20 protein-coding genes are annotated in these 19,605 nt (G+C 38.2%); 13 read left to right on the forward strand and 7 right to left on the reverse strand.

All coding sequences use genetic code 11. The features are described 5' to 3' along the window. Positions 1-227: 227 nt before the first annotated feature. Positions 228-1,886: an alkaline phosphatase D family protein gene (locus tag SAZ04_RS06530; RefSeq protein WP_332692833.1), complete on the forward strand. Its 1,659-nt coding sequence runs from the start codon at positions 228-230 to the stop codon at positions 1,884-1,886. 376 nt (positions 1,887-2,262) lie between these two features. Here the strand turns inward: SAZ04_RS06530 and SAZ04_RS06535 are convergent, their stop codons facing one another. The 4 genes from SAZ04_RS06535 to ybaK all read right to left on the reverse strand — a co-directional run bounded on the left by SAZ04_RS06535 (position 2,263) and on the right by ybaK (position 7,452). Next, positions 2,263-2,445 carry a hypothetical protein gene (locus SAZ04_RS06535; RefSeq protein WP_332692836.1) on the reverse strand — a complete coding sequence of 61 codons (183 nt, stop codon included), beginning with the start codon at positions 2,443-2,445 and terminating at the stop codon, positions 2,263-2,265. A 400-nt stretch (positions 2,446-2,845) separates the two neighbouring features. Further along, positions 2,846-4,663 (reverse strand): LysM peptidoglycan-binding domain-containing protein, encoded by a 1,818-nt coding sequence (locus tag SAZ04_RS06540; RefSeq protein WP_332692839.1) that lies wholly within the window; start codon positions 4,661-4,663, stop codon positions 2,846-2,848. A 453-nt stretch (positions 4,664-5,116) separates the two neighbouring features. Continuing rightward, positions 5,117-6,808, reverse strand: a complete 1,692-nt coding sequence (gene ilvD, locus SAZ04_RS06545) for a dihydroxy-acid dehydratase (protein ID WP_332692842.1) — start codon at positions 6,806-6,808, stop codon at positions 5,117-5,119. A gap of 167 nt (positions 6,809-6,975) precedes the next feature. Further along, positions 6,976-7,452 carry a Cys-tRNA(Pro) deacylase gene (gene ybaK / locus SAZ04_RS06550; RefSeq protein ID WP_332692845.1) on the reverse strand — a complete coding sequence of 159 codons (477 nt, stop codon included), beginning with the start codon at positions 7,450-7,452 and terminating at the stop codon, positions 6,976-6,978. Between the two features lie 152 nt (positions 7,453-7,604). Between ybaK and SAZ04_RS06555 the strand changes: the two genes are divergently transcribed. Then, positions 7,605-7,751, forward strand: coding sequence for a hypothetical protein (locus tag SAZ04_RS06555; protein ID WP_332692972.1), 147 nt, complete (start codon positions 7,605-7,607; stop codon positions 7,749-7,751). Positions 7,752-8,173: 422 nt separating this feature from the next. Then, positions 8,174-8,431: a DeoR family transcriptional regulator gene (locus tag SAZ04_RS06560; protein WP_332692848.1), complete on the forward strand. Its 258-nt coding sequence runs from the start codon at positions 8,174-8,176 to the stop codon at positions 8,429-8,431. A 227-nt stretch (positions 8,432-8,658) separates the two neighbouring features. On the opposite strand, the gene SAZ04_RS06565 is transcribed toward SAZ04_RS06560, so the two are convergent. Together SAZ04_RS06565 and SAZ04_RS06570 are read right to left on the reverse strand one after the other, a co-directional pair. Further along, complete coding sequence (locus SAZ04_RS06565; RefSeq protein WP_332692851.1) at positions 8,659-8,889, reverse strand: hypothetical protein; 231 nt, start codon at positions 8,887-8,889, stop codon at positions 8,659-8,661. 32 nt (positions 8,890-8,921) lie between these two features. Further along, positions 8,922-9,197, reverse strand: a complete 276-nt coding sequence (locus SAZ04_RS06570) for an MFS transporter (RefSeq protein ID WP_332692966.1) — start codon at positions 9,195-9,197, stop codon at positions 8,922-8,924. Between SAZ04_RS06570 and SAZ04_RS06575 the strand changes: the two genes are divergently transcribed. From SAZ04_RS06575 to SAZ04_RS06615, 9 genes are all read left to right on the forward strand, one after another. Continuing rightward, positions 9,101-9,709 (forward strand): BCCT family transporter, encoded by a 609-nt coding sequence (locus SAZ04_RS06575; protein WP_332692854.1) that lies wholly within the window; start codon positions 9,101-9,103, stop codon positions 9,707-9,709. The genes SAZ04_RS06570 and SAZ04_RS06575 overlap by 97 nt on opposite strands. 555 nt (positions 9,710-10,264) lie before the next feature. Continuing rightward, positions 10,265-11,479, forward strand: a complete 1,215-nt coding sequence (locus tag SAZ04_RS06580) for a NupC/NupG family nucleoside CNT transporter (protein ID WP_332692856.1) — start codon at positions 10,265-10,267, stop codon at positions 11,477-11,479. Between the two features lie 95 nt (positions 11,480-11,574). After that, a complete protein-coding gene (locus tag SAZ04_RS06585; protein ID WP_332692858.1) occupies positions 11,575-12,879 on the forward strand; it encodes a pyrimidine-nucleoside phosphorylase in 1,305 nt (434 codons plus the stop codon). Between the two features lie 150 nt (positions 12,880-13,029). Continuing rightward, the gene (gene deoC / locus SAZ04_RS06590; protein WP_332692859.1) at positions 13,030-13,701 is read left to right on the forward strand and encodes a deoxyribose-phosphate aldolase; all 672 of its coding nucleotides are present in this window, start codon (positions 13,030-13,032) and stop codon (positions 13,699-13,701) included. A 31-nt stretch (positions 13,702-13,732) separates the two neighbouring features. Beyond that, positions 13,733-13,894, forward strand: coding sequence for a XapX domain-containing protein (locus tag SAZ04_RS06595; protein WP_332692860.1), 162 nt, complete (start codon positions 13,733-13,735; stop codon positions 13,892-13,894). 76 nt (positions 13,895-13,970) lie between these two features. Further along, on the forward strand, positions 13,971-15,146 hold the full coding sequence (gene deoB, locus SAZ04_RS06600) for a phosphopentomutase (protein WP_332692888.1): 1,176 nt from the start codon (positions 13,971-13,973) through the stop codon (positions 15,144-15,146). Positions 15,147-15,171: 25 nt separating this feature from the next. Next, complete coding sequence (locus tag SAZ04_RS06605) at positions 15,172-15,993, forward strand: purine-nucleoside phosphorylase (RefSeq protein WP_332692890.1); 822 nt, start codon at positions 15,172-15,174, stop codon at positions 15,991-15,993. 17 nt (positions 15,994-16,010) lie between these two features. Beyond that, the gene (locus SAZ04_RS06610) at positions 16,011-16,409 is read left to right on the forward strand and encodes a cytidine deaminase (protein ID WP_332692893.1); all 399 of its coding nucleotides are present in this window, start codon (positions 16,011-16,013) and stop codon (positions 16,407-16,409) included. A 195-nt stretch (positions 16,410-16,604) separates the two neighbouring features. Beyond that, entirely contained in the window at positions 16,605-17,336 is a 732-nt protein-coding gene (locus SAZ04_RS06615; protein WP_332692896.1) for a GntR family transcriptional regulator, read from the forward strand. A 6-nt stretch (positions 17,337-17,342) separates the two neighbouring features. On the opposite strand, the gene SAZ04_RS06620 is transcribed toward SAZ04_RS06615, so the two are convergent. Next, positions 17,343-18,011: an SDR family NAD(P)-dependent oxidoreductase gene (locus SAZ04_RS06620; protein WP_332692899.1), complete on the reverse strand. Its 669-nt coding sequence runs from the start codon at positions 18,009-18,011 to the stop codon at positions 17,343-17,345. A gap of 191 nt (positions 18,012-18,202) precedes the next feature. Between SAZ04_RS06620 and SAZ04_RS06625 the strand changes: the two genes are divergently transcribed. Further along, entirely contained in the window at positions 18,203-19,036 is an 834-nt protein-coding gene (locus tag SAZ04_RS06625; RefSeq protein ID WP_332692902.1) for a purine-nucleoside phosphorylase, read from the forward strand. Positions 19,037-19,605 lie beyond the last annotated feature (569 nt).

Genomic DNA, 19,605 nt, shown 5'->3' on the forward strand with positions numbered 1-19,605 from the left:
TTTTTGTGATGTGATGATATACCTAACACATTAGCCTTAGTTTTCTGCTGCTAATTTTAGGTACTAGTGCTATTTAATTATGACTTTTTACAATAATATACATTAGTTTAATTGTACATTTACATTGATTGTTTACAGTGTAACAGTAAGGAGCTAAAAGACATGGCAATCAAAACCGAACGAAATAGTCCTTACCTAAAATAGATGTGGAGAAGGAGAGGAGAAACATGAGAGAAGAACAAGGATCAAAGGAGTTAGAACAAATCATTGAGCGTTATGAATCCGGCAAAATGAATCGTCGAGGTTTCCTAAACGCTATAGGGAAGTTAGCAATGATGTCCTTAGGTGCCACCATTGCGGCTTCTGTTAACATTAATCCAGCAAAAGTACAAGCAGCTCCGACCTTTAAAGAATATCCCTTTACTCTAGGAGTGGCATCAGGTGATCCATTGCCGAACGAAGTGGTCATATGGACTAGGTTAGCACCTGATCCCATGAATGGCGGTGGAATGAAAAACCATGATGTTCCAGTAAGATGGGAAGTTGCCTTAGATAAAGAATTTGGGAATGTGGTTCAAAACGGAGTTGATTTTGCAAGAGCTGATCTCGGCCACTCAGTTCACGTAGAAGTAAGCGGTCTAAAACCAAATCAGCATTATTATTATCGATTTAAAGTAGGGACTGAAATTAGCCCTTTAGGACGCACGAAGACATTGCCTCCAATTGGTGCTGAAGTATCGAAACTAACGTTTGCCTTTGCTTCATGCCAGCAATATGAACACGGCTACTACACAGCTTTTCGCCGAATGACAGAAGAAGAGTTGGATTTAGTCTTTCACCTTGGCGATTACATTTATGAATATGGAGAAAATGAATACAAAGCGAGTGGAGGAAATGTTCGTTTCCACAAAGGAGATGAAATTATTACCCTAGATGACTATCGAAATCGTTACGCTCAATATCGTAGCGATGTAGATCTAAGAGATGCACACGCCGCTTTCCCTTGGATTGTTGCTTTTGACGACCATGAAATAGAAAACAACTGGGCAGGTGACATTCCTGAAAAAGGACAATCTATTGAACCCTTTATTAAACGCCGTGCTGCTGCCTTGCAAGCTTATTATGAACATATGCCACTTAGACGGTCCTCACTTCCTAATGGATCAAGTATGCAGCTATTCAGACGATTCCAGTACGGCAATCTAGTAGACTTTCACGTGTTAGACACACGTCAATATCGAGATAATCAAGCGAATGATGATGGATGGAAAGCACCGAACGAGGAATCTCTGGACCCAAACCGCACAATTCTTGGAGACGAGCAAGAAAGCTGGCTGTTTGAAGGTCTAAAAAACTCAAGTGCAAAATGGAACGTACTAGCACAGCAAGTATTCTTTGCCCAACGAGACAACGATTTTGACCCAGAAGGGAAACGTTTCAGCATGGACGCCTGGGACGGCTATCCGGCAGCTCGTAAACGCATATTAAATGTTCTTCAAGAACAACAAATATCCAATTTTGTCGTACTTACAGGCGATGTACACACGAACTGGGCAAACGAGATTAAAGCAGACTTCAATAATCCAGACTCGAAGACTCTCGGAGCAGAATTTGTCGGAACATCAATTTCTTCTGGAGGTGACGGATCTGACGTTAATAATAATACAGACCAAATTCTCGCTGAAAATCCTCATATTAAATTCTTTAATAACCAACGAGGATACGTACGCTGTACCGTAACTCCAAATAATTGGCAGGCTGACTATCAAGTGCTTCCATATGTAAGTCGTCCGGGTGCTCGAATTTCGACGCGAGCTTCTTTCTTGCTTGAACATAACAACCTAGGACTTAAAAAAATATATGATGCAATGGTTACTCTTAAATAATAAGCATAACTAAGAGCAGAGGCTGACTCAGCCCCCCTTAACATTTGGTCTAACTTACACGGATATGGTTGTTTAAGGGAAGTCGAACCTAAAAAAGTGAAACCACCCCTCATCGAGGGTGTGGTTTCTTGTTACTCAGACAATAAATGCAAATCATTGGGGACAGGGACTTTTTTAATTCGTTTTCTTAAAATCATTTTAGATAGACGATGAAAATTAGGTTTAGTAGGTATAATGTGAGATTAGTAGATATAATTACCTTCTGACGGTGGGAGGTATAGAGTTAAAAGACATTTAGTAAGATTGAGGGTGAAATTCATTACCTACGAAGCCGAAATTACAGTTGAAATAGTAAATCGCTCTTTTCTTATCCTAATCATCTCATTTTGTGATCCGCATAACGTTTCGCTAATTTATAACAGTTAACAGAATGTCCAAATCGTCTTTGTAATTCTAATGTTTTTTCCTTAAAGAGTTGTTCCCACATTTTACGTTCAAAATAATTGTAGTCATGCCACTTTCTCTTTGGTTTTAGAAAAAACATCACTTTAATTATCATATCCCCCCCCCTGAAATTATTGTGTGAATATTTAGAATAACATGATAATAAACAAGTTCTCTCTTGCACTATCATAATCCTTCTCCACCTCTAGATTTTTAATTTAAAAGACAATTTTTTCTGGTAGATTATATATCAAAATAAAAAAATAGGGAATTTGTAGTAGAAAACCATTCGATTGACATCGTGGACTATTGATATAGTGAGTACTCGTGGGAATACGTATGACGACTTTAATTTTGTTTAACGATCGCAGCATAGGTAAAGCGGATCACGGATACTTATTTTTGTTATTGAAGTTGACAGAAATTAGCATAAAGACAGTACCATAAAATAGTACCGTCTTTTAGTGATGTTCACCCTCAGTTACGCAACTATTTTAGATTTAGTCTGTAAATGGTTACAACAGAAAAGCTAGTGTCGAGCTTATTTCATTTATATGTTTCTGGTCTGCCCACAAGATAAAGTAATTGTAAGTTGTACCCTCGATTTGAATTGGTCTTGGATGCCGAACAATCAGAGCGGCTTGACCTCTCATTTCTGGAGGTTGATCCTCTGACGGGAATATCAAGCATGCTTCCTGTGATTGAATTTGAGTTTTCATGATGCTAGGTCTAGAACCGTATGGCAATAGTTGATGGAATGCTTCATTGCGGCACACACTGTCAATGGTTTCATCTGAAAAAATCGCAGAAATTTGGAAGAAGCCATCTGGGCCTTCATATCTTTCGTAAGTTACTTTTTGCCAATGTGAAGGATATTGAAATTGAACTTTATAGATGGTGTTGATATAGGTCTTTTTCAAAGGGGAAATTGGCATAGGGGACCATTGCAATGATGTAATAAACACTCCTTCTATTAACCTGACCGGAACAGGACGTAATATGTCAATTACCCACATCTCGCTTGCCGTTTCCTCGTTGTCACAGCCTGATAGATAAGCAATTTTCCTGCCATCAGGAGACCAAGTAACAGGAGTGGCAAAGCAACTTGAAATGGCTATTGTTCGGTCGTTCTCACCTTGTCTTCCTGTTGTTCTGATCAGTGAAAAATAACCGACGTTTTCAAAAGCAGTAGCACTATAAGCGATTGCAGATGAATTTGGGGACCAGACTGGAAAGTAATTTTTCGCAAGAGGTCCGCCTCTTACTTCGAATACATTTCCAGTCGACAGGTCTAACGTATAAATGATTGAAATGCTAACACCAGGAGTGGTATATAGTACATACGAGCCATCGGGAGAAAGGCGAACATAATTAAGAGCTCCGCCAGTATTTTTAGTAATTTGCTGTTTACTTGTTCCATCGGTTCGAATACGGAATAGCTGACTGATCCCTGATGCATCAGGAGCTTGGAAAAGCAGTTCTGTCCCATTTGGAAACCATTGGACATCAGTTGCACCAGGCTGGTTGATTCGCTGCGCTTGATGGGTGATGACATTGTACAAGATCATGTCATCTTGTTTCGTATAAGCGAGTTTTTGACTATCTGGCGACCAGCTTACATAGATGCCTAATCCCTCTATAAACTGATCAATACGGGCAATTGTCCCTTCAGCAAGTTCACCGACGTAGAGAATGTTATTTTTCCCTACAAAGGCGATTCTTTTACTGTCCGGTGACCAATAAGGAACCGAAAAAGATTCTCCTAAATTGCTTGTAATCTGTGTATTTACACCATTGTTTGGGTTATATAACCAGAGATCATAACCTCCTCCACGGTTGGATGTATAAGCAATCAATCCTCGGTCCCCGACAGGAGCATAAGGAATGAGCAACTTCATCCCAGGAATAAGATCACTAGATGGAAGCTGGTTAACCTGCCTAATCAACTCGGGGTTGCTGTGTCCTGCGGTTACTACGTTAAATCGTCTTGAGATTTGAAATAGTGTGTCTCCAGGTTGAACTACATAGTAGGGGTTGCCGGGAGGAACTCTTAACAGTTGACCGACTTGTATGATATAAGGAGGCTGTAGCTGGTTTGCTTCAATAATGGTAGCTTGAGGAACACCGAAGACCTGAGCAATCTTAAAAACCGTATCTCCAGGTCTTATACGAATAACATCAACACCAGGAGGAACGGAAAGCTGTTGATCGACATAAATCGTGTAAGGTGGCACCATATTATTTGCGGCGATAAGGGACTCAACTGGTAGATTCCAGCGTCTGGAAATTTGATGCAGCGTATCTCCGGGACGAACCGTGTAAAAAGTCTGCATTTTCAACCCTCCAACTCAATTCAGATTTATATGGAAAAAATGCGGTCTTCATTGAATAAACCAATGACAATAAAGATGTAAATAACCACTTTTAGATATTACTTGCTCTATTAGATCATTAATATTTCATTAAAACCGACTCGAGGCATATAGCCCGTTTGTGCGCTTTCAGTAATTTGAATGAAATCATACATTTGAAAATCCCCTTTAGTTTATAACATATAACATGGGTAATCCTCCTTTGGCTTTATGTTTATTCGCCGCAATGGTGGAATAGAAGGATAGTACCTGGTACCACTTTGAATTACGTTCCTAGGCGATCAATGGAACTTAAAAAAGATGAACTCTGTTCAAATACAGAGATCATCTCTTATAGTAGCTTAAGCCCTATCAAAATGTTCTTAACAAAGGTGCACGTTATAGCTTACTTATCGTGAACTCGTTAAGATCATGTTAATCCGTAACGGCTCCTTTTGATGCGGAAGATACGAGTCGTGCATATTTATTAAGGACCCCTCTTGAATAACGAAGCGGTGGTTGGACCCATTTGGATAAACGTTTGGCCATTTCCTCATCGGTTACATTAACAGACAGTTCCTGCGTTTCACTATCAATTGTAATCATATCTCCTGTTTTAATAAGAGCAATAGGTCCGCCTACTTGGGCTTCTGGTGATACATGTCCAACGACTAACCCATGTGTTCCCCCAGAAAATCGTCCATCGGTAATTAAGCCAACCGCTTCTCCTAAACCTTTGCCAACGATAATCCCTGTAATTGAAAGCATTTCAGACATACCTGGTCCACCTTTTGGTCCACTATAGCGAATAACAACGACATCTCCAGCCTTGATTTCATTATCCAAAACAGCTTTTGTTGCTTCTGGCTCTGAGTCAAATACTTTAGCCGGCCCAGTGATTTTCTTTATTTTTAACCCGGACATTTTGGCAATGCCGCCCTCAGGTGCTAAGTTTCCTTTTAAAACAAAAAGTGGGCCTGATTCACGAATTGGGTTGTCAAATGGTCGAATAATCACTTGTCCTTCTTTTAATGGCGCTTGTTTCGCGAGATTCTCCGCAAGTGTTTTCCCAGTCACGGTTAAACAGTCTCCGTGAAGTAGACCAGCTTCAAGAAGTACCTTCATCACGGCTGAAACACCTCCTACTGAGTGAAGGTCATGCATCACATAACGGCCACTAGGCTTCAAATCAGCAAGGTGCGGAACCTTTTTCCGGATACGATCAAAATCATCTAGAGTTAAGTCAACATCGACAGAATGAGCAATGGCTAAAAGGTGAAGGAAGGCATTTGTTGAGCCGCCGAGTGCCATGACAATGGTAATGGCGTTTTCAAATGCCTTTTTTGTCATAATATCTTTTGGATAAATCCCTTTGCGAAGAAGCTCAACGACTGCTTGACCTGCATCATAGCAATCAGTTAACTTCTCAGATGTTTCGGCAGGGTTGGACGCACTCCCAGGTAGGCTCATTCCCATCGCTTCGATTGCAGAAGCCATCGTATTTGCTGTGTACATTCCACCGCAAGAACCGGCTCCAGGGCATGCGTGGCATTCGATATCTTTTAAAACTTCTTTGTCGACCGTACCAGCACTATATTGTCCGACTGCTTCAAAAACTGAAACGATGTCGATATCTTTGCCTTCTTTTGATTTTCCAGGTGCAATTGTACCGCCGTAAACAAAAACAGATGGGAGGTTTAAACGACCTATCGCCATCATACAGCCCGGCATGTTTTTGTCACAACCGCCAATCGCTACGACACCATCAAGACGTTCCGCTCCTACCACCGTTTCAATTGAATCAGCAATGACTTCCCTACTAGGTAAAGAGTAGCGCATTCCCTCATGCCCCATAGAGATGCCATCAGAAACGGTGATCGTATTAAAAATTAACGGTGCCCCGTCCCCGTCTTTGGCACCTTCTTTCGCTTTACGTGCAAGCTGATCAATATGTACATTACAAGGAGTTACTTCACTCCACGTACTCGCAATGCCAATCATCGGCTTTTTAAAATCATCATCATTAAATCCCACGGCGCGAAGCATCGCTCTGTTAGGCGAACGATTTTCTCCTTCACTAATATCAATGCTGCGAATTCGTAAATCTCTGTTTTTTTCGTTGTCCATTATAATCCCCCTCAATTTATTGTTAGCTGTCCATCACTGTTAACAGTATCATCTTTTTTGTGGATTTTTAAAATGAAACGCTTCAATTAAATTAGGATAGATACAAATTTTAGAATGATAGCCGAGAGATTAACTAAATGTCAGTTACAGGGTGACAATAATAGGCACTACTTCCTTACATCACCATAGCAAGCATTCGTAACACCAACTAAATCCTCTACCTTCAGTTCCATCTGCATCCCTATCATGCCTCCGCTTACAATAATCGTATCTAGTAGTGAAGCGCTTTGATCAAGAAAAGTTGAAAAGGATTTTTTCATTCCAATTGGCGAACAGCCACCTCGTACATAACCGGTTATCTTTGTAATATCTTTAACTGGAATCATTTCCATTTTCTTCTCTCCGGCCGCTTTTGCAGCCTTCTTTAAGTCAAGTTCTGCTTTTACTGGGATTACAAACACATAATAAGCCTTACTCGATCCTTGAGAAACTAACGTCTTATAAACGCTCGCCACATCTTTTCCGATTTTGTTAGCAACCGATACTCCGTCAATTTTCCCGTCATCTGCTTTGTAGGACAGCATTTCGTACTTACGCTTTTCTTTATCCAAAATACGCATAGCATTGGTTTTTCCCTTTTTCATCGTCTTCTCCTTGTTTTCGGACTTTACGCTTTTTGTTTATTTTATTACAGTTATAACAGGTTTAAAAGATTGGTGAGTGAAGAACTGTTTAGTAGATATAACAAATTAGGGAAATACTGATAGTAATGAATCTGCGTATTGGGGGTATTGAAATGAGGAATGTTTATGAAGACGACAGTTTGTCTCTCCATACAGATGCATATCAAGTGAATATGACGGAAACGTATTGGCACGACAATATGCATAATCGGAAAGCAGTATTTGAGCGCAAGAAGGAACTCCTACCCTTGATGAAGTAAAGCAGTTTTGTTTGCAAAAAGGCTTAACTTATTATGGACTAAATCGATATTCTGTTTAACATAATAATTTTATGATTGATGAAAATAGACGTTTTTTAAGGAATGTCTATTTTTACTTTTTCTTTCTAGACTCCTTGATTTCTTCGTACCACGATTAAATAGAAACGATTTTTATAATGAAATCAAAGAAAGTATGGGATAACTATGTCCCATACTTTCTTTGATTTATTCGTAAAAAGGTGTTCATTTCAATTTTCTTTAATGAAAAATTTGCAGAAAGTTTCAGGAATGTTCAAATGATTTGCAAATATAACCTTATTACAAAGAAAATAAATGCCAAATGAGAGCAAAAGTAATCAGAATCTTTAAGTTTCTGTATTAACAATACTGTGTAAAAAATGCCAATCAAAGGTGGGAAAAATATGGCTGGCGAAAAATATGAAAATAAAATCTCCATACTCCCTGCAGATCGGCGTAAGAGAATAATGCAATTCATAGAGCAGAATGAAAGTGCCCAAATAAAAGAGCTAGCATTAAAAATAGAGGTTTCAGAAGCGACCATTCGTAGAGATTTAGAATATCTCTCTTCTGAAAAACTAATAAAACGTACACACGGTGGAGCAGTGATTCGTTCACCTAGTACATCATATGAACCATTAGTCCTGATAAATCAGCAATAGCATTTGATGAAAAAGAGTAATCTCGATAATGAAAATAACGACAAGCAAAATGTTTGTTTTTATTTTTTCTAAGATAAAACCAGACACGAAGGAGATCGGAAAGCCAACGATGCCCATTAAGCTAAGAACGGTCGCTGCAATTTGAGGAGATAATTGATTTTCTCCCATGATCGATATTAAATGAAACGTAATACCCCTATTCAAAAGTGAAGGAATGGCTACGCATATCACAGTCCAGAATGAAAGTGTCTTTGTAGCCTGACGAAGAGTCCAATTCTCCTCATTGATCGGCTTGTTTTTTTAGATTTTTTTTCGCTTTTTGGAAATTTTTCGTCCACAGCTCCATCAGGAAGTAACCCCATATCTTCTGGCTTATTACGAACCCCTACAAGCACAAGAGAACAAAAAGGAACAAGATTAAAAATTCCCAAATTTGCCAAGATGTTTGCCAATCCCATCGATTAATCATCCACGTATTTGCGATGAACCATTACGGTACTAATGTATTTGGGACTAGAGTCATACTTCCTTGACCAAATAAACGGATTAAAAAGAAGTCAATGGCCATCATTTTCTTTTTACCAATTTTATCAACTAATCGACCAACGAACATTATCAAAATACCTGCACAAAAGGTTGCAATCGAATAAATTCCAGAAATCTCGGAGCGTGACCGACCAAAATGTTCAATATATTGATCAATATAAACGAAGTTTGAATACGTTTGCCCAGGTCCTGAAAAGAAGATTCCAAACCCGGCAAAAATTTTACTGGGCTAGTTGGTTCGCTTGGGCTCTGATCATCTCTTTATTCTTAGGGAGAATTGCCTATGGATATAAAGTGAAGACAATTATTCTGCTTAACTTTGTATTACCTGCTGTTTTCGGAGCAATTTGGATGAGTGTTTTTGGCGGAACAGCTATTTCTATGCAACTGGCAGAAGCGGGTCTCTCTGATGTTATAGCAAATGTTGGACCGGAAGCAGTCCTCTATGCCGTATTTGCCGGATTACCATGGTCTAAAATTATCATTCCGTTCTTTATTTTCATTGTCTTTATCACCTTTGTAACAGCTTGTGATTCCAATATTGCAGCGATGAGTGGAATCAGTTCAAGCGGGATTTCTCCAGAAAGTCCTGAACCGGGAATCATGGTTAAGGTCATTTGGGGAGTTACTGTCAGTGTCATCTCTTGGACTATGATTAGTTTTGCAAACATAGATGGTGTCAAAATGCTCAACAACCTAGGAGGAGTACCAGCCTTATTCTACAAATGTTAGTATTTGGATCCTTAATCAAAATTGCGATAGCTCCTCATAAATATGATAAAATGAAGCAGGAAGATAAGGATGACTCTTCAACATTCAAGAACAAGTCTGCATCTTAATGGAAGCCTGGGAGATTAGTAAAGTTTCTCTCCCAGGCTTATTTTGTTTTGAAAACTCTTTTGGCTTGGAGAGGGTGGACTATAGCTATTAATCTCTTTAACAAATAAGTTAATATTTTCTTTTAAAGAAATTGTTTACGGATGTAGTTAAACCATTTATAATAAAAAACTATAAGGTTGTTGGACATCTAACCTTATAAGAAGAAGGATAGACGGTTAAGAAAAAGCACATTTTGGAAATTGGGAAAATGGCTTTACAAACAGTCTTGTAAGATTGTATCCTATTAAAAGGTTGGACATCATACAAGTCTGTTGTGAGAAGATTTACCTTGGTTTTAGAAATAGATTTTATTTTACATTTTGAAAGCGCTAAAAAAAACGTAAAAAAGAAAGCGTTTTCGATTTGATTTTGTGAAAATTTTTAATTAATTTAGAGAGGGTTGAGGACATGAACTTTTTATGGGGTGTTTTTGGTATTATCATCGTTTTTTCAATTGCTTACCTTTTTTCTACAAATAGAAAAGCAATCAAGTTACAAACAATTTTAGGTGGGTTAGCTATCCAAATAATGTTCGCATTTATCGTTCTAAAATGGGAGATGGGACGAGCGGCTCTCCACTGGTTAACGATGCGGGTGACAGACATCATTGGATATGCAAATGAAGGTGTTAACTTTTTATTCGGTGGGTTGTGGGAAGGTGAAGCTGTAGGCTTTGTTTTTGCCTTTCAAGTATTGACAATTATTATCTTCTTTTCTTCATTAATTGCCGTACTATATTACATTGGTGTTATGCAATGGGTTATTAAATTCATTGGAGGAGCACTTTCAAAAATATTAGGGACAAGTAAGGCGGAATCAATGTCAGCTGCTGCAAATATTTTTGTAGGGCAAACAGAAGCGCCGCTTGTTGTACGTCCTTACCTTAAAAAAATGACAAACTCTGAGTTGTTTGCGGTAATGACTGGTGGACTTGCCTCTGTAGCAGGATCAGTGTTGATAGGTTACTCTTTATTAGGTGTTCCATTAGAGTACTTACTTGCTGCAAGTTTCATGGCAGCTCCAGCAGGGTTAGTTATGGCCAAAATGATTATACCTGAAACAGAACAATCAAAAACGACTGATGAAATTGAAATCGGAAAAGATACAGAATCTACGAACGTTATAGATGCAGCAGCACGAGGAGCTGGTGTTGGTCTACAACTAGCGCTTAATGTAGGGGCGATGCTACTTGCATTTATTGCATTAATAGCATTAATAAATGGTATGTTAGGCGGTATTGGTGGTTGGTTTGGCTTTGAAGGCTTATCTCTAGAAGCAATCCTTGGTGTACTTTTTGCTCCAATTGCATTTGCTATCGGTGTGCCTTGGGCAGAAGCGATGGCAGCAGGGAGCTTTATCGGTCAAAAGCTTGTATTAAACGAGTTTGTAGCATACGCAGCATTTGCACCGGAAATTCCAGAACTAACAGATAAGACAGTTGCTGTAATAAGTTTTGCACTTTGTGGATTTGCAAATATTTCCTCCTTGGCGATTTTACTTGGTGGACTTGGTGGACTTGCCCCAGAACGTCGAAATGATATTGCACGATTAGGTCTTCGAGCAGTTTTAGCTGGTGCACTAGCTTCATTATTAAGTGCAGCAATTGCTGGTATGTTATTTTAATCATTTGTAAAGTGGGGTTACTGACGGTTTTAAGTAGGTTTGACGTTGATAACCCTACTATAACGACAAGTATACTAGAATAAAGGGTGATCAATATGAGAATGGTTGACTTAATTGAAAAAAAACGTGATGGTCGAGAGCTTACGAACGAAGAAATTCAATTTATGATTGAAGGGTATACAAATGGTGATATCCCTGATTATCAAATTTCAGCATTTGGAATGGCAGTATTCTTCAAAGGGATGACACATTCTGAGAGAGCTTTTTTAACAATGGCAATGGTTGAATCAGGAGATCAGATCGATTTATCGGCCATCGATGGTGTGAAAGTTGATAAGCATAGTACAGGAGGAGTAGGGGATACAACCACCCTTGTATTAGCCCCGCTAGTTGCTGCGGTAGGAGTACCGGTTGCGAAAATGTCGGGACGTGGATTAGGGCATACGGGAGGAACGATAGATAAGCTTGAAGCGATTCCCGGATTCAATGTAGAAATTGATAATGAACAGTTTAACAAACTCGTAAACAGGAATAAAGTAGCTGTTGTCGGACAAAGTGGTAATCTGACACCAGCAGATAAAAAGTTATATGGGCTAAGAGATGTGACAGCAACTGTCGAGTCCATTCCTCTTATCGCTAGTTCGATCATGAGTAAAAAGATAGCTTCAGGTGCTGATGCGATCGTTCTTGATGTAAAAACCGGTAGTGGTGCATTTATGAAAGACTTAGAAGGAGCAAAAGCTTTAGCAAAAGCGATGGTTGAAATCGGAAATGAGGTTGGACGTCAAACAACAGCTGTCATATCGGACATGAGTCAACCGTTAGGACGTGCGATTGGTAATTCGCTTGAAGTTAGAGAAGCTATTGATACGTTAAAAGGAAAAGGACCTAAGGATCTCCTTGAATTATGCTTAGTGTTAGGCACTCAAATGGTATACCTTGCTAAAAAAGCTGATACGCCAGAAGAAGCGAGGAAGATGCTAGAAGATGTAATTGCAAATGGGCAAGCTCTTGAGACATTTAAAACCTTTATATCAGCACAAGGTGGAGACGCTTCAATTGTTGATACTCCAGATAAGTTACCTTCTGCATTGTATACCTTCGAGGTCAATGCTAAAGAAACTGGCTTTGTTTCTGAAATTGTCTCAGATAAAGTGGGGACTGCTGCAATGATTCTTGGGGCAGGTAGGGCTACGAAAGATTCTAAAATTGATTTGGCGGTTGGACTTGTTCTTAATAAGAAAATTGGCGAAAGAGTTGAAAAAGGTGAATCGCTTGTAACAATTCATAGTAATCGGGAAGATGTACATGATGTAATAGAAAGAATTTATCATTCTTATAAGATTTCACAAGATCCGGTTGATTCTATTTCGCTGATCTATGATGAAATAAATAATTAATAAAAAGACCTATTAAAGTAAGAAATGACCGAAATAAAAGAGAGGAATAATTTCTCTCTTTTAAAATAGGTCACTTATTGATATGATAGATGTCGGATGTCCAACGACTATGATTTACTAAATAAATAAAAACATAAAAGGGTGAAAAAGATGACTGCAACTATTGCCAACATCATTGATCATACATTATTGAAAGGGTCTGCAACAGAAAAAGATATTATTAAATTAGCAGCAGAAGCAAAAGCTTATCAATTTGCTTCGGTTTGTGTGAATCCAACTTGGGTAAGCGCAGCTTATGAAGTTTTAAAAGAGACAAACGTTAAAGTTTGTACGGTAATAGGTTTTCCATTAGGTGCTTCAACTTCAAAGGTGAAGAGATTCGAAACAGAAGATGCTATCGAAAATGGTGCAACAGAAATTGATATGGTTATTAATATTGGGGCATTGAAAAATAAAGATAATGAATTAGTAAAAAAAGATATTGAAGCGGTTGTTCGTGCAGCGGGTGAAAGAGCACTTGTAAAAGTCATTTTCGAGACATGCTTGTTAACGGAAGAAGAAAAAATACGTGCTTGTCAGCTAGCTGTTCAAGCTGGTGCTGATTATGTAAAAACATCAACAGGCTTTTCAACTGGAGGAGCAACAGTAGAGGATATTAAATTAATGAGAGAAATTGTTGGGCCATCAATTGGCGTGAAAGCCTCTGGAGGTATTCGTAATATTGAAGATGTTCAGATGATGGTCAAAGCAGGTGCAACCAGAATTGGCGCAAGTTCAGGGGTGTCAATTGTAAAAGGCGAAACATCGAGTACCAGCTATTAAATAAAAAAAAGATTAGAGGAGAAGGTTTTTTATGAAAGAACTATTATTGAGTTTACTAGCAGGAATTATTATAGGTGTTACGTTTAAATTTCTACGTCTTCCATTACCAGCACCGCCAGTTTTAGCAGGAGTCTTAGGTGTAGCAGGAGTTTACTTAGGTGGAATGATCGCAAGTAGTGTATTTAAACTATAAGTTTTTTTAAAGATTAGATGTTGGACCTCCAACGAGTTGTGTTATTTAGAAAGTACGAGAGAAAGGAAGTCATAGCATGAAACAATATAAAAGAGTGTTTTTAATTGTAATGGACTCTGTTGGAATTGGTGAAGCCCCTGACGCAAAGCAATTCAATGATATAGGTGCCGATACATTAGGGCATATTGCAGAGAAAATGGGTGAATTACATATGCCTAATCTCGCTAAACTCGGATTAAGTCATATTCGTGAAATAAATGGTATAGAAAAGGTGGCCCAGCCAATAGGTCATTATGGAATGATGCAAGAAGCATCTAATGGAAAAGATACAATGACAGGGCATTGGGAAATTATGGGTCTTAATATTCAGCAACCTTTTCGAACATTCCCTGATGGGTTTCCACCAGAGCTAATTAGAGAATTAGAGAATAAAACTGGTAGAAAAGTAATTGGAAATAAACCAGCATCGGGTACTGGTATTCTTGACGAGTTAGGCGAACACCATTACAACACTGGAGATTTAATCGTGTATACCTCAGCTGACTCTGTTTTACAAATTGCGGCACATGAGGAGGTTGTTCCTTTAGAGGAGCTTTATGACATTTGTGAAATAGCTAGAGAATTAACGTTAGATGAGAAATACATGATTGGTCGAGTGATCGCGCGTCCGTTTATTGGTCAACCAGGGGCTTGGGAAAGAACATCCAATCGTCATGATTATGCATTAAAGCCATTTGGAAGAACTGTGATGAATGAATTAAAGGACGAAGGGTTTAGTTCGATTGCAATCGGGAAAATCTCAGATATTTATGACGGGGAAGGAGTAACTGATACATTACGTACTATATCTAATATGGATGGTATGGATAAGTTACTTCAATCCATGGATATGGAGTTTACGGGATTAAGTTTTGTAAACCTTGTTGATTTTGATGCTTTATATGGACATCGCAGAGATCCAATTGGTTATGGAAAAGCGTTAGAAGAATTTGATGCTCGATTAACTGAAGTATTTGAAAAGTTGCAAGAGAATGACCTATTAATCATCACCGCAGACCACGGTAATGACCCGATTCACCATGGTACCGACCATACGCGTGAATACGTGCCATTACTTGTTCATAGCACAAGTCAAAAAGAATCAACTGATTTAGGTGTAAGACAAACATTCGCAGATATTGGGGCAACGATTGCTGAAAACTTTCAAGTGAAAATGCCACAGTACGGTAAAAGCTTTTTGGATAAACTTTAGTCTCAAACAAAAGGAGAAATGACGAATGGAAAATGCACTTGGGAAAATGAAAGAGTCAGCTAACTTTATTCATAACTTAATTACAGAGCAACCAACAGTCGGTTTAATTCTCGGTTCAGGACTTGGTGAGCTAGCAGATGAAATTGAAAATCCAACGAAAATCAAATATTCAGAGATTCCACACTTCCCAGTTTCTACAGTTGAGGGGCATGCTGGTCAGTTAGTGATTGGTCAATTACATGGTAAGCAAGTTGTTGCCATGCAAGGCCGATTCCATTACTACGAAGGATATTCAATGCAGGAAGTAACTTTTCCTGTACGAGTGATGAAACAGCTTGGTGTAGAAGCAATCGTTGTTACAAATGCATGTGGGGGAATGAATTCATCGTTTAAGCCTGGTGATTTAATGATTATTGAAGACCATTTAAATATGACAGGGGTTAATCCGTTAATTGGTCCAAATGAAAAAGAGTTAGGACCACGCTTTCCAGACATGAGTGCAGCCTACACACCAGAGTTGGTTTCATTTGTTGAAGAAACAGCTAAGAAGCTCGATATTTCTATTCAAAAGGGAGTATATGCAGGCATAACAGGTCCAACGTATATGACACCTGCCGAGCTAAAGATGTTACGACTAGTTGGTGGAGATGCTGTAGGGATGTCAACAGTACCTGAAGTCATAGTCGCTAGCCATATGGCAATGAAAGTTATTGGTATTTCGTGTATAACGGATATGGCAATTGGTGAAGACTTAGAACCACTTACACATGATCAAGTGGTAGAAGTGGCGAATCGAACAAAGCCTCAATTTATGCGCTTAGTTAAAGAGGTTGTATCAATACTTTAATAGGGGGGTTCTCCAGTATGGATAAAATGAAACTAGTGGAAGAAGCGATTAAGGCAAGAGAAAAGGCGTATGCACCTTATTCAAAATTTAAAGTAGGGGCAGCATTACTAACAAAGGACGGAAAAGTCATTCATGGCTGTAACATTGAAAATGCTGCCTATAGCATGTGTAATTGTGCAGAGCGTTCTGCTATATTTAACGCCTATTCTGCAGGTGAAAAAGAGTTAACGATGCTAGCTGTTGTTGCTGATACATCTAGACCAGTCCCTCCATGCGGAGCGTGTAGGCAAGTAATATCGGAATTATGTAGTTCAGATATGACAGTCATTCTTTCTAATCTTAATGGAGACAAACATGAAATAACGGTACATGACCTGTTACCTGGTGCATTTTCTCCAGAAGATTTAAATAAATAATGATCTTAACACCTCTTGGATTGGGGAATTTCCGTGAGGTGTTTTATTGTGAAGCCTTTCGGTAAGGTTGCTTGGCTAACCTATTGATTCGCTTTCTTTTTAGATAGAGTTGGGGAGTTACTTTGCCTTGATTGTTGTTGGACAACACTGTAAAATTTAAATTGTAATAATATAACTTTTTTTGGAGGTATGGTAATGTCTTTAGATGGATATCAAAGGTCGAGATATCTCTTAATTATTGAAAAGATTAAGAAAGATATTGAAAGCGGTATATTAGAGCCGGGTGAAAAGTTACCTTCTGAAAATAAATTGGCAAAAGACTTAGGAGTTAGCCGCACAACATTAAGAGAAGCACTTCGAATTTTAGAAGAGGAAGGGATTGTAATTAGAAAGCATGGAATAGGAACATTTATTAATCGAAAGCCGATTTTTTCGAGTGGGATTGAGGAGTTAATAAGTATCACAGATATGATAAAAGAGGAAGGGAAAACTCCAGGTACTCGTCTTTTATATTCTGGTTATGTCGATCCAATTGAAGAGGATAAAAGTGAATTAAGACTGGATGACCAAGAGTCAGTATTTCTTGTGAAACGAATTCGAACTGCTGATAATGAGCCTATGGTATATTGTATTGATAAAATTCCTGAGCATTTAATACCTAAAGATTCTGTATTTGAAAACGAGTCATTATTTGATTTTATGGATGATAAAGCAGCTGTAACAATTAGTTATGCAACTGCTTTTATAGAAACGATAGGCTATCATGAAGAAATTTCAAAAGTCTTACAATGTGAAAAGGAATCTCCGTTATTAGTATTGAAGCAGACACATTATGATTTACATGAAAATCCGGTTTTATATTCGATAAATTTCTTTAGAGCAGATAAATTTAGGTTTAGTGTTTTCAGGAAACGCGTGAAGTTCTAATACATATTAATTTATAAAAATCTCATTTTGATTATGATCGTTTTCAAGAATAATTTTTGCTATTTCTTTCGGGTTTTTAAGGCGGGATTGATCTTTTATATGATTTGTATTTGCCCAAAATGGAGTATCCATTCCACCCATATAAACAGCTGTGACAATAATAGGGGTTTGTTCCAATTCTTTTACTAAGCTTTCAGTGAAACCACGGATCGCAAATTTACTGGCGACATAAACGGATTCATTTACTTTTCCTTTTTGTCCAGCTGTTGAAATGATATTCATAATTTTTCCTCTATTTTGTTTTAAAAAATGGGGTAGGAGGGCTTTTGATAAATAGATCGTTCCTTTTATATTCGTATCTATCATTTCATTGATTTGAGGTAGTTGATAATTTTGTAATGGACCAAAGTAACCAACACCTGCATTGTTAATTAACAAGTCAATGTTCCCTTCTGTAAGTAATTCATCGACTGTTTTTTGTACATCCACTTCTGATGAAATATTACAAATAGCTACTTCTACTTTACCTCTTGATTGTTGAATTTTATTTTTTACTATTTCTAGTTTGGATCTGGTTCTTCCTAGCAAGATTACGTTATGCCCCAAACGACAATACGAGAGGGCTAACTCTTTTCCAAGACCTGATCCGGCTCCTGTAATAAGAATTCTTTTCATTTTTTCATCGACTCCTTTAAAAGAAAGTAAAGAAAAGGTTTACATTTAGTTGAAATAATTTATAATGAAAGTAGTTGTTGGACGTCTTACTTCCAGAATAGCATATAAAGTAATTCATTTAAAAGGAACTTTATATATTATGAAATGTTTCAATACATTTTAGTCATATTAAGGTAAAGGGGATAAAGTGAATGAAGGTACAAATTGAACAAGCTGCTAGATACATTAATAGGATTCTTTTGAAAACTCCTAAAGTAGGTTTGATTCTTGGTTCAGGGTTAGGGGTACTAGCAGAAGAAATTAAGGATCCAGTGAAAATTTCTTATAGTGATATACCTGGTTTCCCGACTTCTACTGTAGAAGGTCATGCTGGTCAGTTAGTTTGTGGAACTATCGAGGGCTTAAATGTAATTGCGATGCAAGGTAGGTTTCATTTTTATGAAGGATATACGTTGGACAAGGTGACATTTCCTATACGAGTGATGAAAGAGTTAGGGGTCGATGCATTAATTGTTACGAACGCAGCGGGAGGAGTTAATACAAACCTAGAACCAGGAGATTTGATGTTAATTACAGATCATATTAATAATGCATGTCAAAATCCGTTAATTGGACCTAATGACACTGAATTAGGAGTACGTTTTCCTGATATGTCAATAGCTTATGATGGTGATCTTCAATCAATAGCCAAAAGAGCAGCAGAGAGATTGGACATTCCTTTAAAAGAAGGTGTTTATGTTTGGAATACAGGACCATCGTATGAGACCCCTGCTGAAGTTAAAATGTTACGACAAATCGGTGGAGATGCAGTTGGGATGTCTACAGTCCCTGAAGTCATTATCGCACGTCATGCCAATATCAAAGTACTTGGAATTTCATGTATTTCAAATATGGCTGCAGGTATCTTAGATCAACCACTCACTCATGATGAAGTAATCGAGACGACTGAGAAAGCAAAAGGTAACTTCTTAATCTTTGTTAAAGAAATTTTATCTTTATATGATCAGGAATCAGGAGAAAAATAATGAATGATTGCTTACTAGAATAATATATCTATTTTGGGGACGCTTGTATTCTATTGCGTCTCTTTTTGTTTGGGGTGTTACTTACATACGGATTGGACCTTAGTATGACTGCTTAAATGGCTGGCCGCCAGATAATGCCTATGAATCATATGATGCTATTCCAGAGGAAGACCTTCAAGACTAGGCGGAACGTTACAATCAAATATTCGAATTGTATGAAGAATTGGGTGCTGATATCAGCAGAGTAACTTTTTGAAGAATGGCCGATAACCATACATGGCTCGATAACCGTGCTAGAAAGTATAGTGGTGAAGTAGGAGTAGAATGCACCATTTGTTTTTGATTACGAGTATAGAGTAAAACCTGATTTCTGGAAAATTATCGATTAATTATTAAGTTCCCCAGTGATTTAAGAGGAATGAAAGGTAAAAGCCGGAGGGCACTGAAAAAGTCCATCGAGGAAGCGGCAATGGCTCCGCACGTTGCGCGCCCGCGGATTGAGAAACCCACTCATAGCGGGCTTTAAAACAAGGAAACGGCTACGCTCATTGCTTAAAGGCAACTGAAAA

The sequence above is a fragment of the Halalkalibacter lacteus genome (genome assembly GCF_036663595.1).
In the GTDB taxonomy this organism is placed as follows: domain Bacteria; phylum Bacillota; class Bacilli; order Bacillales; family Bacillaceae_D; genus Halalkalibacter; species Halalkalibacter lacteus.

Bases quoted from the DNA above. Each gene is read 5' to 3' on its own strand.
- SAZ04_RS06530 (WP_332692833.1), top strand. From the start codon at position 228: ATGAGAGAAGAACAAGGATCAAAGGAGTTAGAACAAATCATTGAGCGT.
- SAZ04_RS06535 (WP_332692836.1), bottom strand. From the start codon at position 2,445: ATGATAATTAAAGTGATGTTTTTTCTAAAACCAAAGAGAAAGTGGCAT.
- SAZ04_RS06540 (WP_332692839.1), bottom strand. From the start codon at position 4,663: ATGCAGACTTTTTACACGGTTCGTCCCGGAGATACGCTGCATCAAATT.
- ilvD (WP_332692842.1), bottom strand. From the start codon at position 6,808: ATGGACAACGAAAAAAACAGAGATTTACGAATTCGCAGCATTGATATT.
- ybaK (WP_332692845.1), bottom strand. From the start codon at position 7,452: ATGAAAAAGGGAAAAACCAATGCTATGCGTATTTTGGATAAAGAAAAG.
- SAZ04_RS06555 (WP_332692972.1), top strand. From the start codon at position 7,605: ATGAGGAATGTTTATGAAGACGACAGTTTGTCTCTCCATACAGATGCA.
- SAZ04_RS06560 (WP_332692848.1), top strand. From the start codon at position 8,174: ATGGCTGGCGAAAAATATGAAAATAAAATCTCCATACTCCCTGCAGAT.
- SAZ04_RS06565 (WP_332692851.1), bottom strand. From the start codon at position 8,889: ATGGGATTGGCAAACATCTTGGCAAATTTGGGAATTTTTAATCTTGTT.
- SAZ04_RS06580 (WP_332692856.1), top strand. From the start codon at position 10,265: ATGAACTTTTTATGGGGTGTTTTTGGTATTATCATCGTTTTTTCAATT.
- SAZ04_RS06585 (WP_332692858.1), top strand. From the start codon at position 11,575: ATGAGAATGGTTGACTTAATTGAAAAAAAACGTGATGGTCGAGAGCTT.
- deoC (WP_332692859.1), top strand. From the start codon at position 13,030: ATGACTGCAACTATTGCCAACATCATTGATCATACATTATTGAAAGGG.
- SAZ04_RS06595 (WP_332692860.1), top strand. From the start codon at position 13,733: ATGAAAGAACTATTATTGAGTTTACTAGCAGGAATTATTATAGGTGTT.
- deoB (WP_332692888.1), top strand. From the start codon at position 13,971: ATGAAACAATATAAAAGAGTGTTTTTAATTGTAATGGACTCTGTTGGA.
- SAZ04_RS06605 (WP_332692890.1), top strand. From the start codon at position 15,172: ATGGAAAATGCACTTGGGAAAATGAAAGAGTCAGCTAACTTTATTCAT.
- SAZ04_RS06610 (WP_332692893.1), top strand. From the start codon at position 16,011: ATGGATAAAATGAAACTAGTGGAAGAAGCGATTAAGGCAAGAGAAAAG.
- SAZ04_RS06615 (WP_332692896.1), top strand. From the start codon at position 16,605: ATGTCTTTAGATGGATATCAAAGGTCGAGATATCTCTTAATTATTGAA.
- SAZ04_RS06620 (WP_332692899.1), bottom strand. From the start codon at position 18,011: ATGAAAAGAATTCTTATTACAGGAGCCGGATCAGGTCTTGGAAAAGAG.
- SAZ04_RS06625 (WP_332692902.1), top strand. From the start codon at position 18,203: ATGAAGGTACAAATTGAACAAGCTGCTAGATACATTAATAGGATTCTT.